The organism is Mesorhizobium loti R88b, assembly GCF_013170845.1.
In the GTDB taxonomy this organism is placed as follows: Bacteria; Pseudomonadota; Alphaproteobacteria; order Rhizobiales; family Rhizobiaceae; genus Mesorhizobium; species Mesorhizobium loti_B.
Map to the genome: position 1 here is coordinate 1409823 of NZ_CP033367.1, position 15280 is coordinate 1425102.

A 15280-nucleotide genomic window follows, 5' to 3' on the forward strand; every position below is an offset into this window, starting at 1 on the left:
GAGATACGCATCGACGGGCTGATCCCCCTCAATGCAAAACGGGAGCAGCCTTGGCTGCTCCCGTTGCGACATTACTTGGTAATGTCGATCTTGAACCACTGCATTGAGTATTTCGACACCGAGCCGTCATCGAGAGCGGCCTTGAGCGCCTTGTTGTAGATATCCTGCAGGTCCTTGTCGGTCTTGCGGAAGGCAGCACCGATGCCCGGTCCAAGGATAGGACCGCCCTTGAACTGCGGTCCGACAAACTCCAGGTCCTTGGCGTCGGGCTTGGCCAGCGTGCCGAGGAAGTAGGTGGTGTCGGCGAAGGCCACGTCGAGGCGCCCGGCCATCAGGTCGAGGTCATGCTCGTCGGTGGTCTTGTATTCATGGACGTTGGCGACATCCTTGAGATATTTGTCGGCAAACGTCGCCTCCGTGGTCGAAACCTGCAGGCCGACATTCTTGCCTGTCAGCTCCTTGCGCAGCGTATCGAGCGCTGCCTTGGACTCGGCGTCATCCTTGGAAAGATCGATCATCTTGCCGCTGTTGGACAGCTGCGCCAGCGGCCCACTCTTGTCGGCAAGGAAAGCCACCGGCGATGAGGCATAGGGGATCGAGAAGTCGATGGTCTTCAGGCGCTCATCGGTGATCGACATGCCGTCCATGACAACGTCGAACTTGCCCGCGGTGAGGCCGGGAATAACGCCGTCCCAGTCCTGCGCGACGATGTTGCATTCGAGCTTCGCGCGGGCGCAGACGTCGTTCAGTATGTCCACCTCGAAGCCGACGATCTTGCCGCTGGCGTCGGTCTGGTTCCACGGGGCGTAGGAGCCCTCCATGGCAACCGTCACGGTCTTCCAGTCCTTGGCCATTGCCGGGGTTGAACAAGTCAGCGCCAGCGCGGCAAGCGCAATCCAACGTGATGGTGTCACGATACTTTCTCCCATTTTTGTTCTTAGAGCCCTCAGATACCAATTGCTTAGCCTAGCCCCTATTCTCCGACAAGGGCTGTTTTCCGCTCGGCATTGAGCGCAATCCTGACGCCGCATGGTGCAAGTTCTGCGGCGCGGGGAAAACACCGGCGCGATGGCGGGGTCACCTTGCTAAGCTACTGTCTTGCTGGAGTAAGCCATCGCGCGGCGCGGCCCGCCGGCTGTTTACAGCCTTCGTGTGAGCGCCATGGCCGGCGCGATCAGCGCCAGGCGTGTCATCAAGATATCGTGAACCGGCGAAGTCCGCGAAAGTCACTTTGAAAGCCTCGGGCCCGTTTCAAGGCGAATGGCCCGGCACAGGCTTCATCGGCGCCGGTCGAGGATCATGCCGGCATGATGCAGGACATCGTCGATGCAGTCGCCATCGGCGGTGAAACCGGTGTCGTCTCAATAGTCGATGTGGTTGCCCGTGACGCCTTGCGTCGCTCGCCAGCCCACCGATGCTTCGCTCTCCGGGGATCGTCACCTCGGGGTCGCGAACATCGAGCTGACGCGGCCACCGCGCCGATCGCGGACATCGGGATCTCGCGAAATTAGTAGCATTTCACGCTGGTTTCACGACACGTATGGAATAGGCGCCAAGGGACGGGGAGAACCGGAATGAACGCTCATCGCGGCACGACTACCGCCGGGCTGGCCGTGTCGGGCGATGTTCAAAGCATCGCCGGCACTGCCGATCCGCGCCAAGTGCAGTTTCGCAACTTCGGCTATGCTGCCGGCGCGGACGAAGCCAAGCTCTATCATGGACTGGAGACGCCCTGGGCCACTCAGTGCCTGTTTGCCAAGCTGCTGCGAAGGATGAGTGTCGCATCCGCCGGAGGTGACAATACAACCAACGAGCGGATCCCGGCGGGATACACCTATCTTGCTCAGTTCGCCGCACACGACATTATCCGAAATTCCTCGCTCAGTCCCTTGTTGGCGGCCCGCGAAGCAGAGCGCCGCAACGAACGCGAGGAGGCGCTCCTACTCGACGTGCTTTACGGCGGAGGACCGTTCTCGAACCCTGGTTTATATGCTGTGGCCAAGCCTGGCGAAGTCGTCAGGTCGATAATGCGTACCGGGCCGATGGCACCGCCGTCACCGACCGCCGCCATGGCGATGCCCGCAGGCGCCTGCCCCTTTGCCATGCGCGACTTGCCACGCTTTCAACAGGGCGATCTGAGCGATGGATCCGAAAGTGGCCGGACGGATGTCTTGGTCGCAGACCAGCGTAGCGACGACAACGCCAACATTGCGCAAATGACGGCGCTTTTCCTGCACCTGCACAATGCCGTGGCCGGCACACTGAGCAGCAGCGGAATACCCAAAAACGACGTCGAACTGCCCGCGGGTGCGTATCTCTTCGACCGGGCACGCCGGGTTACGACGGCGATTTACCGGAATGTGCTGCAAAACGACTTGCTGCCGCGCCTCATCGCCAAGCCGATCTGGGACCTCTACCATGCGAACGGGTTCAGACCCCTTGTCGACATGCAGCCGCAAGGTGTCCCGATAGAGTTTTCCCACGCGGCATATCGCTTGGGTCATGCCATGGTCCGGCTTTCCTATGTGTTTAATGACCAGCATCCGGAAGGGGAGGGGCTAGAGAACGTCTTGCTCAACCGCTCCTCGTCGCGCCCGCATAAATTCCCGGTCTCCGAACACTGGGTTGCCGATTGGTCGCACTTCTTCCAGATTGCCGGCTCGACGCCGCAGTTCAGTCGGCGTATCGGGCCGACGATCAACCAAGTGCTGCTTAGTGCCTACAGCATGCCGATCCTTTGCGTTGGCCCTGATTCCAAAGCACTCGACCCCGCTGCGGCGAGTCAGTTGAGCGAAGCAGACAAGGCTGCTCTGCCCGATCCGAATGCGTCCGGACTGTTGTTCAGCGATCTGGTCCGAGGAGCCATTGGCGGTCTGCTCAGGCTCGATGCCTTGATCCAACAGCTACCGCAGGCCGTTCTCGCGGTCTCGCCGCTGCTGGGCGATGCCGAGAAACGGCACCAGGCTATTCGGTCCTGGCTTCAAGGATCGACCGTTGCCTTCACCGCGGCTGAGTCAACTGAGCTGGCAGAAAATCCGCCGTTGTTGCTCTGGCTGTTGTTCGAGGCCGCGATCGAGCAGGGCGGGCTGTGTTTCGGTACCATCGGATCGGTGATTGTAGGGGATGTCTTCATGGCAAGATTCGCGGCCTCGCGTGCCATGATCGAAGACGATCCAATTACGCAAGACCTCGCCGCCAGTTTGTTTCCCACCGGCATCCCGCGAACAATGGCCGACCTGATTCTTTTCGTCGCCAGCGCGCTCAATCTGAGCGACGCCTGGCCCCGGTTTATCACCCCGTCTACAACTCCTGGAGCGTAAAATGGCCGACCCCGTCGATAATTTGGACGTCTTTCCCGAACCGATACAAACCCTCAACTTCGAGGCGGCCGGCCGCAAGGTGGTGCAATGGGCACAGGATCCCAGCACCCGTCCGCGTGACTTGGCCGAGTTCAAGGCACAGTTGGATGGACTCGTCGTCGTGCCCGACCGCTACAAGGAAATTCAGATTGTCCAAGGCTATGACCACGTCTTCTTTCTGCGGCTGCCGCCCAACAACCAGGTGACGCAATCGCAAAAGAAGCTTCAGACCGAACAGGGCGGCATGACAGATTACGGCATTCCGGATTTCTATTTCGATGCCATTCTCGAGAAGGTGCCGTTCAACCGCGATAGTTTCTTCTATTCACGCATCGCCGACTACACCATTCGGGGCTGCCGATAGGCGGGACCCCGGCAACTGTTCATGGCTGACGACTATCCCAGCCCCGGCCAGCCCTCGGCGCAGTGTCTCGAGGGCCTCTGGACTGCTGATCGGAAAGCTGTCCATGAGCCACGTGCCCACATTGTCCGGCTCCGGAGGGGAATAGCCAAACCACTCCGTCTTCAGCTGCGCCAAAAATCGGTCGGCCTCTTCGTGCGCGGCCCTCTCGTTGCCGAGCAAGGCGAGAGCCGCAGCCTTCCAGCCGCCGATATAGGACACGCTGTCGGCGGCGCGATCGGCCGCTTCGACGCAACCGGCATAGTCGCCAAGCAGGAACCGCACGCCTGCCTGATAGCTCCATTGCAATTGCGAAACCCCAAGCCCGGTCTGCAACGCCAGAGTAGCTATGCGGCTCGCGTTCTCGCGATCATCGCAATAGGCAAGCCCGAGAGACGCAGAGACCAACGTCCAAGGGTCGTTGCCATTGAGTTCACAGGCCAGAAGGAAGCTGATGGCCGCCTGCTGCGGAATGCCGTTCATGGCGTACGACCACGCCAGATGCAGTTGGCTTCGAGAATCTATCGGATCGATCTGGGTTGCCTGCTTGGCAAAGATCAACGCTTCGGCATGGCGTTCGCGTCGGCGGCCTATGCCGGGAAAGATCAGATGCCGCGAATTGATGATGCCGGCCAACCCGGCGTGGGCGGCAGCAAATTGGGGCGACTCCGCGATGATTGATCGGAAGAGCGCCTCGGCCCGTTCCTCGGACTCCGGGCGCCACTGAAAGATCAGCTCCTGCGCTCTCAGCCAGCGGTCGAACTGCTCCAGCGACAGGTCCGGGATGCTGGCGATCTGAACCAGCCGTTCGGACGACATGCTTACACCCAGCGCGACGGCGATGCGGCGGATGAGCCTCTGTTGGGTCTGGTACCACTGGCTGTTCTCGATGACAAACTGCTCGCTCCAGATGTAGCGCCCGGAGGCAAGCTGCTTGAGCGTCATGCTGACACGAAATGTCGGCCCGTCGAGAAACCCGGTTGCCTCGATGCAATAGGCATTCTCGGTGAGGCGGGGTGGCTGCCCCTCCCATTCCATCACCGCCCAGTCGCGGAACCGAACCAGGGACGCAACCAGTTCGCTGCGGAAAATACGCACGGCGTTGCGCGCACGGACGGAACCGCTCACCAATTCGAAGTCCCGCACGAACAAAAGCACGCCGGCGGCGGGCTCTTGCAGCCGTTGCGCTTGCGACCCGAACGCCTCGGCCGCGATTGCGGTCACAGCGCCCCTGCCCGCGCTGCCGATCGTGCCGAGCTTGATGTCGCTGACCAGTGCCTGCGTGGCCGCTGAAGGTTCGCTGTCGAACTCTGTTTCAAGCAGGTCCCAAAGCCCCTTATAAGCCCTCAAGGCCGTTGCCTGATCGCCCATCCGGGCAGACGCTTCCATGACCGCCCGGCACCCGATCTCGTTGGTCGGATCGAGATTGAGCAGGGCTTGTCCGGCTCGCTTTAGCGCTGGCCAGTCCGTCGCGGCTTTGGCCATGGCTTCCAGACATGAGATAAATTCGTCCTGAAGACATTGCCGCTGGACAAGGACCCAATTGCGAAACGAAGGATCGATGTCGTCCAGGCCATTGAGAAAGCTTTCGGCGACACGCTGCCTCTCCAGAAGGATGGGAGGAATCCGGCCAGTTTTCAGATCGTGCCTGATCTCACTCACATCCACAGTGACGAGCGACTGCTTCAGCGTCACGTTAAGCCGGTCCCCGAAGAAGACCCCTTCGACTTCAGCCAGGCAGTCCTTGAGATCGACCACGGTTTGCCGCAGCGAGGCCCTTGCTCGTGCCTCGTCCGATTCACTCCAGAGCAAGCCGCAGATACGCTCGCGTGTCTCAAAGCCATGAGGACTGAGTGCAAGATAGGCAAGGACGGCGCGCGACTTGCGGTTTCTCAAGGCGACGTCCCGCCCAAGCTGGCTCAGCGCGACCTTGTCAAGTGTCGTGACGCTGATCAGCGGCGCGGTCTTCGTTGGGGGTTTTTGCCCGATCATCTTGCCCCGCAGCTCCCTGCCTCAATCTACATAAGATCGGCACGGCCGCTCGGGCCGGCCTGATCGATCAGGGAACGAAGCCGGCGCGACTGGAACGGCGACGGAAAAGGCTGCAGCCCAGGGACGAAGACTTTGGCAACGGGAATGTCAAACATCGGCGTGGTCAGATCTGCAGCATATATGCGGTATTGCTTTTTAAGCATTTCGCCAACCAAGGATACGAAATTCAAGCCCTTCTCGGCATTTTTGTCCATCAGCAAGCCACCGGACAGGTGGGAGACGAGGCCAGTGTCGGTTGCGGCAGGGATCTGGGAGCGCTCCGCCTGCAGGCGCTCGACCTCATCGAGTGTCTCATCTCCCTGCTCCCTGCGCTTCATCGCCGTCAGGTCGAGAGCCAACTCCATCTGGCACATTTCGAGCAGCGCCGCCTTCAGAGCGCTGCCCGCGTCCAGCCTGCAGGCCAGCCCGACCGCCAGGCCGCCACCATCCGCGTCGAAGGATAGCGCCGCGATCACAGGCGATGGAAACTCACCCGATATGTCGAGCAACTGGGTGCATCTGCCGGACTTCTCTTGCCTTATCCGTGCAAGCAGATCGAGTACACCCCAGCCGGCAAGCGCTTCCAGTCCGATCAGCCGGCCGCCGCGCCTGCTGCGCCACCAGGCGGCAGCAGCATCGCGCTCGATTGTTTCCAGCAGCGCCGAGGTCAGCGCAGCCTCGTGGGTCATCCCCGCGGCGCATCCGCAACTGGTCACCCAGGCGCCTCGGGCTGCGCTGCGAATGAAAAGTGTCTCGGGCAAATAGCCCTTTCGGCCGTCGTCCAGCCGGCGCACGGGCACCCACCGGTCACTTTCACCAAAACCGGATTGCACACGGAAATCGTCCAGGTGATCGGCCAGCCGGGCGTCCTGCCAATGGCTTACTGCATCTGCGCTCGAGTGGTTCATCGTCCCCTGCGGCACGTGCCATTCGCTGTGATATTCGATGCCCTCGCCGATGCAGGCCTCGAATGCTCGCCCCGGCGTGAGGCCGACACCGCTGAAGCTGGCAGAAGTGGCTGAGACAGAATCTCCCCAGTTGCGGTGTACCTGTGCACCAAAGAAGTACAACCCCGGTGCGTGGCGGGCGTGCAAGCGGAACAGGTTGCCAAAATCTGCCGCTGCTGACAGCAATCCCTGGCGGTTCTTTGTCACGAACAGGCCTGGATCTGTATCACCAGAGTCAAGGTAGCCGAGAGCACCGAGCAACCCGCGTGCCATTGCAGCCTGCTCGGGCGCCAATTCTTGGGGCCGTGAACAAAATCGCGCTGCCAGTTCAAACGCATTCGCGGCGGTCAAATCACCATCCTCGCTGCTGAAGAAAACCTTTCCCTATTGTCTGCCACTTTCGCCTTACGATTTTGATCGGGTCAACAAAACGTTGCGTGCAAGAGGGTCCAGGCTCCGCAAAAACACGGGAGCCAAAGATGGTCCCATCTCACGCTGATTTCACGCTGGCTGGTCTAATGGTCAATTCAGAGAGGTCCTCTCGACCATCGCCGGCCCAGACCACCCGGACCGGACGCATCGAGACGACTGAAGATCGGCGCGAACTCGCATCCTCCCGGAGCGCCGCCGCGGGGCCATGACTGGGGCGGGCCGGTCATGTGCCTCGCGGCCGCTGGGAAGCGGCGGAGGCGGATTCTTCAACACAAAGCCATCCTGCAATCGGCAACCGACAAGACAGGGAGATCAAAAATGGGAACGCATGGCACTCCGCCCCGGGGCATTAATGCGACACGATCGCCGCTGTTCGAAGGCCGCTTCGGCCGCATGTTCCGAAATCTGGCCCCCGCAGCGTTCGGGGCAACCGACCATGACAACCGGCGTAACCTCAAGGCTCTCGGTGCCGCCATGTCTGCTGAAATTGACGAACCGAAAGATGGGCTCGATGCCGAAGAAAGCGGGATTCCTGCGCTCTATACCTATTTTGGCCAGTTCGTCGACCACGACATCACCTTCGATCCTGTCAGCACCTTGCGCAAATCGCTGGATCCCGATGGGCTGACGGATTTCCGCACGCCGAGCTTCAACCTGGACAATGTCTATGGCCGGGGTCCGGCCGACCAGCCCTACATGTACACAAAAGAGGGACGGTTCCGCCACGGCGATGCAATGACAGGAGCGGGTGGCCAGCACGGACACGATCTGCCGCGCTTCGCCGGACGGGCAATCATCGGCGACCCCCGTAACGACGAAAACAGTCTGGTGTCGCAGCTGCAAGGGCTGATGCTCAAAGTGCACAACCGGATGATCGATGACAATCCGGGCCTGGGTTTTGAAGCGATCCAGCAGCTCGTCCGCTTCCACTACCAGTATGTTGTCGTCAATGACCTCCTGGCCAGGATCGTTTCGGCACCAGTCCTTGCCGCGCTCAAGACGGACGGCCGCTTCGATCGAAAGCAATTGCGGTACTTCCACTGGCGCAACCTGCCGTTCATGCCGGTGGAATTTTCGGTCGCCGCCTACAGGCTTGGCCATTCGATGATAAGGCCGGGTTATCGGCTGAACGATCACAAGCTTTTGCCGATCTTTCCACGCGCCGGCAAACCGCATGAAGAGGCACTTACCGGTTTCGAGACAATGAAGCCGGGTCGCGCCCTGGACTGGGGCCGATTCATCGATATTGACGAACGCGCCGGTGGATCGGCTCCCGAGACTGGAGATCCGGCAAACATGCATCGACTGCAATTTGCCTACCGGATCGACACATCCCTCGTCGGTTTCCTGCACGATCTGCCGAAAACCGTGGCGGGCGACCCCCCGGCCTCACTGGGCGAGCGAAATCTGTTGCGGGGCTGGCTCCTCGGCCTGCCGTCCGGCCAGAGCGTCGCACGTGCCATGGGCATCGTTCCAATGGTCGATGCGGAAATCATAATCGGCAAGGCGGTGGACCCTCCCCCCGAGGCTGGCGACGTCGTAGGCCCCATCATCGATGCCGTCACAGCCAAAGGTGGCGACGGCAATGTCTTCGCCGACAATTGTCCACTTTGGACCTATGTCCTTGCCGAAGCGGCAATGAACAAGACAGACATGCCTATCCCGGTAACGGGTGGCGGCATTCGTGCCACGCCGCAGCTTGGACCGGTGGGCGGACGTATCGTGGCGGAGGTGTTCCTTGGACTGCTGTTCGGCGACGGCATGTCCTACCTGTCGCTCGACCCTTTGTGGCAACCCGTGACCGGGACAGGCTTCAGACTAAAGGACTTGGTCTCATACGGGCTCGGCACCGGGCCGGCCCTTCACTACCGGTGAAACCCACGCCTGGCGGAGGTGATGGGTCATCTCCTCAAGGGCATTGCCAAGACATCTCCGACCTCGCTGCGCAGTCCAAGTCAATTCTCCTATGTAAATGCGGAGCCAAGACGTGGCCGTCAAAGTTTATTTCGCGACAAATCGCCAGCCTTACACAGATCCCGGTAGCGGCAGGATCACCCGGTTCGGAGACGATCCCGGACCGGTTGGCGGCCTCAATGTGCGTTACGGCAGCGCGGATGTGGACGTTGATCTCGACGCGCGCACCAACACGATGGTCGCAGGGTCCCTGCAGGTGGCGGACGAGCAGCTCATTCCCGCTCAAGGCGGTCAGCCGCAGCTGGGCAGCTCGACGATATTCGACGCCCTGCGCAACGACATGAAAACGTCCCAGCGACCGACCATCGCGTTCATCCATGGGTTCAGCAACAGCTTTACCGACGCGATTGAGCGCGCAGGCTGGATTTCGGCGTTCTATGGTCTGGATGCCAATATGTTCGTGTTCACCTGGCCGTCGCGAGGTTCGCCACTCGGCGTTCCCCTACCCTACACTGACTACACGCACGACAGGAAAACCGCTGTTATGTCGGGTCCGGCCGTCGCGCGCACGATCCGACGCCTGCATGATTATGTGGATTCCTTGCCCCCTGATCTGGCTTGCGACCAGCCGATCCACCTGCTGTGCCACAGCATGGGCAATTACGTCCTTCGCAATGCGCTGCAGGCGCTTATGCGGCTGCCTGACCCGACGGTGGCCAGTCACTCGGGCGAGGCCGTCTCGGACATGGTGCCTCTGCCGCAGAATGTGCCCGACCCGTCGGTTCTGAGGCGAACCTTCGACAAGATCGTGCTGGCCGCAGCCGATGAGGATGCCGACGCTTTTGACGACCCGGCAAAGTTGAAGTTCCTGCCCAGGATCGGCCAGTCGGTTTCCGTATACCATTCGTTGAAGGACTGGGTTCTGAACACTCTGAGTGACAGGACAAAATTCAACGGGCCGCGGCTGGGAAGCGATGGTCCGGACAATATGGCGACGATCAGCGACAAGGTCACCGCAATCGACTGCGCTGATGTGACGTCCTTTGCCAAGGATCCGGAAGAACACCAGTACTACCGGGTGTTTCCCGTGGTCCGAAACGATATCGTCCAAGTGCTCAGGGGGGTCCCGCAAAACAAGGTCAGAAACCGGGCTGCTGTCTCGCAGGGGCGATACCGCATCAAGCCGGCCTGAACGGGGAGGGGCGATGGGTGATTCACAGCGCTTTTTCCAATTTGAATGCTGAACAGGAGGAACGCGAGCGTTCCGCAGTGAAGGCCGGGGTGTTGGATGACGAACTTGAGGGCTGGTTGCTTTGCTCAGACGCGGATGGTCATGCGTTCGGTCGTTGCGTGGGCGATGTCCATCGCAATGACGCTGTTTGCTGCTGGCTGCGTTCAAAACTATCCTGACGGTGTCGGTACCAAGCTCAATCCTGGCAACCTGCCGGCGCAGACCGACTTGCAGAATGCCTATGTCGAGGAGATCTGTCAGCAGGCAGGTCTTCAGCCGACGGCATCCAACGGCGTGACCAGTTGCGGTTCCAGTCCCTACGACGCGGGGACCTGGTGGCTGTTCGTGCAAGCCGGGATGAACGACATCGACCAGCGGTGCGATTCGTATTTGGTCTGGCTCGATGACGCGCAGCGTTCACGCGAGCCGGTGCTCGACGAACTGTCGCAGCTCAGCACCACTGCGCAGACGATCATGCGCTCGACTGGCGTTGGCGCCAATCCGATTACCATCGTTGGTGCGGCGTTCGGGCTGGCGAGCGGTACGTTCACCAACGTCTATTCGCGCATGATCATCACCATGCCGCACTCGACCATACAGGCCGTTGTCCTCAGCCGGCAGAAGGAGTACCGGGAGCAACTCATCGGCAATTCGACCAACAGGCCGCAGGTTGCTATCGTCAACCGGCCGGCTGCCCTCTATGCGCTGCGCTCCTATCTGCGTCTGTGCATGCCGATGACGATCGAGACCGAGATCAACAACACGATCGCAACCTTCGAGCGCAACGGGGCCGATGGGCTGGAAAAGGACTCGCTGATTTCGGCCCAGAGCGCAGGCGTTCCTTTCACCCCGGCCAGCAAGCCGCAGAAACCGATACGCGCGCCGGTCGCCTCGCCCCCTCCCGTAGTCGTACAGTTTTTTGCCGAAAAAACCCTCAGCCAGGAGGAAGCGGACTTTACGCTGGGTGGGCTTTGTATCGAGAACAACAAGGGCACCGAACTGCCCCAGAGAGATCTGATCAAAGCACTGATCGCAATTTATCGTGCAACGCCAGGCTCGCCGAGTACGACGTCCGGGGACACCATCAGTCGCAACGATCGGCTTGCCATCAACAAGCAATCAAATTGTGGCGCCGCCAGGAACTATTTTGAGAAATTCACCTACGCCAATACTGCCCAGCCTGGAAACAACGCCTTCAACCTCGCCGCCTTCACGGATTTGTTGAAACGCTCGCAGGCCGGCCGCGATCTTTCCGGCTCCCCTGCTCTCGATAGCCAGGTTCTACGCGACAAGATCAGGGCCGCACGTGTTGAGCTGTCCCTCACAGACGTGCCGTCGCCGATGAGTTCGCACGTCACTCCTGCGCTGATTACGGCCTTGAAAAAGCTCCCGAAACCCAACTGATTGAAGGTTAGTCATGACTGTCTATCTGGTTAGAGGCTTCCCCGACCTGCTCGACAAGCCTGGCGGTACGGCTCTCGTCGGCCTCTTCGGAAACATGACGGCTGTCGGTACCGGCAATGTCTCGGGCGACTTTGTCGAGGTAAAGGTCGGAGATCAGACAGGGTGGGTATCGAAGGACAGTCTGGTCGTAAAAGATCGCGATGTGTTGGACGAGGTGGCTTTCGTGCGCGAAAGCATCATCGCGGAGCGGGCGGTCAATGCGCTCTCGCAGACCGCGCCCTGGTTTGTTTCAGCTGACTATGTCATCGCCCGGGCGATTTTCGAAAGCCAGGACATCGCACGCAAACTGGTGAATGCCGGCAACAAGATCCCGGGATCGGACACCGTTGGGCCGTTGCAAATGTCCACCGCCGAATGGCAGACGTTCCTCGCCAATGGTGGCACGCTCGCTGCCGACTTTGGCACCGCGAGCGTGGATGATTACCTGGCGCAGGCCTGGGGCGCTGCATTCACGATGTTCACCGACGCCAAGGCCATCACCCAAGTGAAACTTGACGCCGGTCAGGGCAGCAACGCCGATCCGCCGCTACCGAGCTATCTAGAGATATTCCTGGCCTATCTGACCACCAGCCCCAAAGCGGCCACGAGTCTTGCCGCGGCCGCCGCAACTCCGGCAGACAAGGGTCAAGATGGGGCACAGGCGGGCATCGCCGGGGCAGGCGCCGGGGTTGCGCCGGCCGCGCCAGTGCCCCAGGGCGCAAGCAAGCTCAATGACTTCCTCAAGAACACCGCTGTCCTGCGCGACGACCAGATCGAGACCTTGTTCAAGGCGCGCCCCGGCCTCACAGGAACGAACGACGCCAATGCAAAGACGGTGGGCGATTTCGTCAACAGCGTCAGCACGGCGCTTGGTCAAGCGCTCAGAGACGCCGCGGACCTTATTGCCAAGGATGCGCCCGAAACCGTTGCGGCAATCATTGGGACGGGCGGCGCACCATGGATGACAGTTGCGACGGCTGAGCGAAATAAGGGCATCAAGGAAGGCACTGCGGCCGGCGATGCCGAAATTCTCAGCTATTTCCAATCGATCAACATCCAGGCAAAAACCTCGGCGACACCCTGGTGCGCTGCATTCGTCTCGTTTTGCATGAAGACCAGCGGCAACCAGGTCGCAGCCGATAGCATACCGAAGACCGCTCCGGCGCTGGCGGCAAGCTGGAAGGGCTGGGGCAGTCCATTGCCGGCCAACGCCAGCACCACCCCGCAGGGCGCCGTCGTCGTATTGTCACCAACGGAAGACCAGGACGACTCCGGTCACGTCGGCTTCTTCGTCAGCGGCAACACCGACACAATTACGCTATTGGGCGGCAACCAGACGAATGCGGTCAAGGAAAGCACCTACGCGCGCTCCCGTGTCGCTGCGATTCGCTGGCTCGACGTGGCGCAGCCGGCCGCTGCCGGGCCAGTTGCCGCAGGTCCCATCAACCTCAGCCGCTTCAACGCTAAGCAGCAAGCGGCGGCAAAAATCATCATCGATAGATTCGCCGCCAGCGGTTTCGGCTCGGTGCATCAGATCACCGCGGTCGCCAATGCCTGGAAGGAATCAAGTCTCAATCCAAGCGAGCAAACCCATACGTCGCGCGAAGACAGTATTGGCCTGTTTCAGCTCAATATGCGCTCGGGCCTCGGCGTCGGGCACCAACTGAACGATCTGCTCGATGCCACCAAAAACACCGACATCATCATCGATACCTGCAAGAGCGTTCCCGAATTCAAAAACGCGCAAGACCTGGCAGCTGCGGTTACCGCGTTCGTGCGTTTCGTCGAAAAACCAGCCAATCAACCGGCGGAAATCATCGATCGGTTGCAGAAGGCAAAATCGCTTGAGGCCTGAAGCAGGCCAGCTTTACAGGAGGGACAAATGGCGCAAATCCTCGATTCCTTGACAAACGGCGGCTTGCCAAATCTCGTCAATCTCATCACGGCTGTTGGCGCGCTGGGCGGCGCGGCCATGGGGCTGGTCGATACGACCAAGCTGTTTGGTGGCGGTCCATCCAACTTCGGATTCGGTTACATCGAGCAAGCGCTCTCCCCGTTCCTGAGCGCTCTTGCGTCCAGTTCCACTCCTTACGGAAAACACGCGATCTTGCGGACGCTAAGAGCGGACTGGTTGAACGGCGTCGCCAAGGATGACCAAAAGGCCAAGGCCAAGTCGCTCATTCAACTCAGCCTTTCGCAGATCGATGCGACGGCCCTGGCCAATGTTGCCGCCGTCGATCCAGCTGCGTTGCAATCGGCGGTGCAGAAGAAAGCCAGCAGCCAGGCTGCCGCTCCCGAGGAAGCAAGCGCTCTCGGGCAATTCGAGGCCGTGCTAGGCGCTGTGATCGATACAGCCTACGAGCGCGGTGACCAGGAATATCGCAATGCCTCGAAATTCCTTGCCATGCTGACATCTGTCGCGCTTGGAGCCGCAGGCGGTTCGATCGTCTTTTATCCTATCGGGCACGGCGATCTGCTGTTTTGCGTGCTCGCGGGCCTCATCGCGACGCCAGTGGCGCCTGTCGCCAAGGACCTGGCAAGCGCGCTTCAGACAGCAGTCGCCGCCGCCAGCGCACTCAAGAAATGACAAGGTCCGCCCGCGCAAATATCAAGCCGAGCTCGCCGCGACTGAAGCGCGAGTCGGGCTCAAACTGCAGGCAAGAGTGGGGAGGGGAAGACCGTGACCAATCGCGTCGCAAGCTTTCTTGCAGCGCTAACAATTGCCAGCGCATGCGCATTGCTTCTTGAGGTCAACTACACTTTTGCGCAAGAGCGTGTGGATAGATTTGAAGGGACCCTGGTACTTCGCGACTACAGCGGCAGCGAATCAAAAAAGTTCGAACTCGATTCAGATCTCAAGTACGTCGATCCGAATGGCCGGGAGTGGTACGCTTGGAAAGGCTTGATAACTGACGGCGCATCGATACCGTGGTTCCTCTGGTCGGTTGTGGGCTCGCCTTTCACTGGGGAGTACAGACGGGCTGCTATCATTCACGACTTCTATTGTGCCCATCACTTCCGGCAGTGGGAGACCGTATCCAGAGTATTCTATGATGCCATGTTGACAGATGGTGTCAATTCAACAAAAGCATCTCTTATGTATTATGCGGTAGTTAGATTTGGTCCACGATGGACGATTAAAGAGACAGAGACTTGCCCCAAGTTGCAATTGTGCGCCAATCCCGGGAAATTGGAGGTAAATGTTTCAACGCCATCTGTTTCAAAAAGCTTTGAGAAGGGCTATTTGGATGAAGTGGAATCGGTAAGAAAATACATCGATGAGAACCATCCGAACTTGGCACAGCTGCAGAGCTTAGCTGCCTCTAAACCGCCGATACCGCAATCATACTCGGATGAAAACATCATTGATAACTGGAACGACAATCTCTGGAGAAGTAGGGAGTAGATGTGTCGTCGGCTTGCCCCGTGAGGTAAGCTGAAACCTAATTTTGGGGCACCGACGTGGGGCACCTTGCTTTCGGACCGCCTCAGAAATAGAGGCGAAATCAATATGTTACCGATG

General features: G+C 59.9%; 11 protein-coding genes and 1 pseudogene. 8 read left to right on the plus strand and 4 right to left on the minus strand.

The features are described from left to right. Positions 1-71 precede the first annotated feature (71 nt). The gene (locus tag EB235_RS06820; RefSeq protein WP_051429865.1) at positions 72-914 is read right to left on the minus strand and encodes a transporter substrate-binding domain-containing protein; all 843 of its coding nucleotides are present in this window, start codon (positions 912-914) and stop codon (positions 72-74) included. A gap of 363 nt (positions 915-1277) precedes the next feature. Beyond that, positions 1278-1388: pseudogene (locus EB235_RS06825) on the minus strand (Atu4866 domain-containing protein); the annotation flags it as partial. Between the two features lie 186 nt (positions 1389-1574). On the opposite strand from EB235_RS06825, the gene EB235_RS06830 reads away from it, so the two are divergent. Both EB235_RS06830 and EB235_RS06835 read left to right on the plus strand, forming a co-directional pair. After that, entirely contained in the window at positions 1575-3320 is a 1746-nt protein-coding gene (locus EB235_RS06830; RefSeq protein ID WP_027031710.1) for a peroxidase family protein, read from the plus strand. A 1-nt stretch (position 3321) separates the two neighbouring features. Next, a complete protein-coding gene (locus EB235_RS06835) occupies positions 3322-3723 on the plus strand; it encodes a hypothetical protein (RefSeq protein ID WP_027031709.1) in 402 nt (133 codons plus the stop codon). Here the strand turns inward: EB235_RS06835 and EB235_RS06840 are convergent. Continuing rightward, complete coding sequence (locus tag EB235_RS06840; protein WP_027031708.1) at positions 3685-5751, minus strand: AfsR/SARP family transcriptional regulator; 2067 nt, start codon at positions 5749-5751, stop codon at positions 3685-3687. The genes EB235_RS06835 and EB235_RS06840 overlap by 39 nt on opposite strands. A 26-nt stretch (positions 5752-5777) precedes the next feature. Beyond that, positions 5778-7088, minus strand: coding sequence for a YcaO-like family protein (locus EB235_RS06845; RefSeq protein WP_245268855.1), 1311 nt, complete (start codon positions 7086-7088; stop codon positions 5778-5780). 399 nt (positions 7089-7487) lie between these two features. Here EB235_RS06845 and EB235_RS06850 point away from each other — a divergent pair, with 399 nt between their 5' ends. From EB235_RS06850 to EB235_RS06875, 6 genes are all read left to right on the plus strand, one after another. Continuing rightward, positions 7488-9044, plus strand: a complete 1557-nt coding sequence (locus EB235_RS06850) for a peroxidase family protein (protein ID WP_032925631.1) — start codon at positions 7488-7490, stop codon at positions 9042-9044. Positions 9045-9156: 112 nt separating this feature from the next. Beyond that, entirely contained in the window at positions 9157-10275 is a 1119-nt protein-coding gene (locus tag EB235_RS06855) for an alpha/beta fold hydrolase (RefSeq protein WP_155256432.1), read from the plus strand. Positions 10276-10416: 141 nt separating this feature from the next. Beyond that, positions 10417-11718, plus strand: coding sequence for a hypothetical protein (locus EB235_RS06860; protein WP_155256431.1), 1302 nt, complete (start codon positions 10417-10419; stop codon positions 11716-11718). Between the two features lie 13 nt (positions 11719-11731). Then, the gene (locus EB235_RS06865; RefSeq protein WP_032925629.1) at positions 11732-13612 is read left to right on the plus strand and encodes a TIGR02594 family protein; all 1881 of its coding nucleotides are present in this window, start codon (positions 11732-11734) and stop codon (positions 13610-13612) included. Between the two features lie 27 nt (positions 13613-13639). Next, a complete protein-coding gene (locus EB235_RS06870; RefSeq protein WP_027031703.1) occupies positions 13640-14344 on the plus strand; it encodes a hypothetical protein in 705 nt (234 codons plus the stop codon). 93 nt (positions 14345-14437) lie between these two features. Continuing rightward, positions 14438-15163, plus strand: a complete 726-nt coding sequence (locus EB235_RS06875; RefSeq protein WP_080680855.1) for a DUF1353 domain-containing protein — start codon at positions 14438-14440, stop codon at positions 15161-15163. Positions 15164-15280 lie beyond the last annotated feature (117 nt).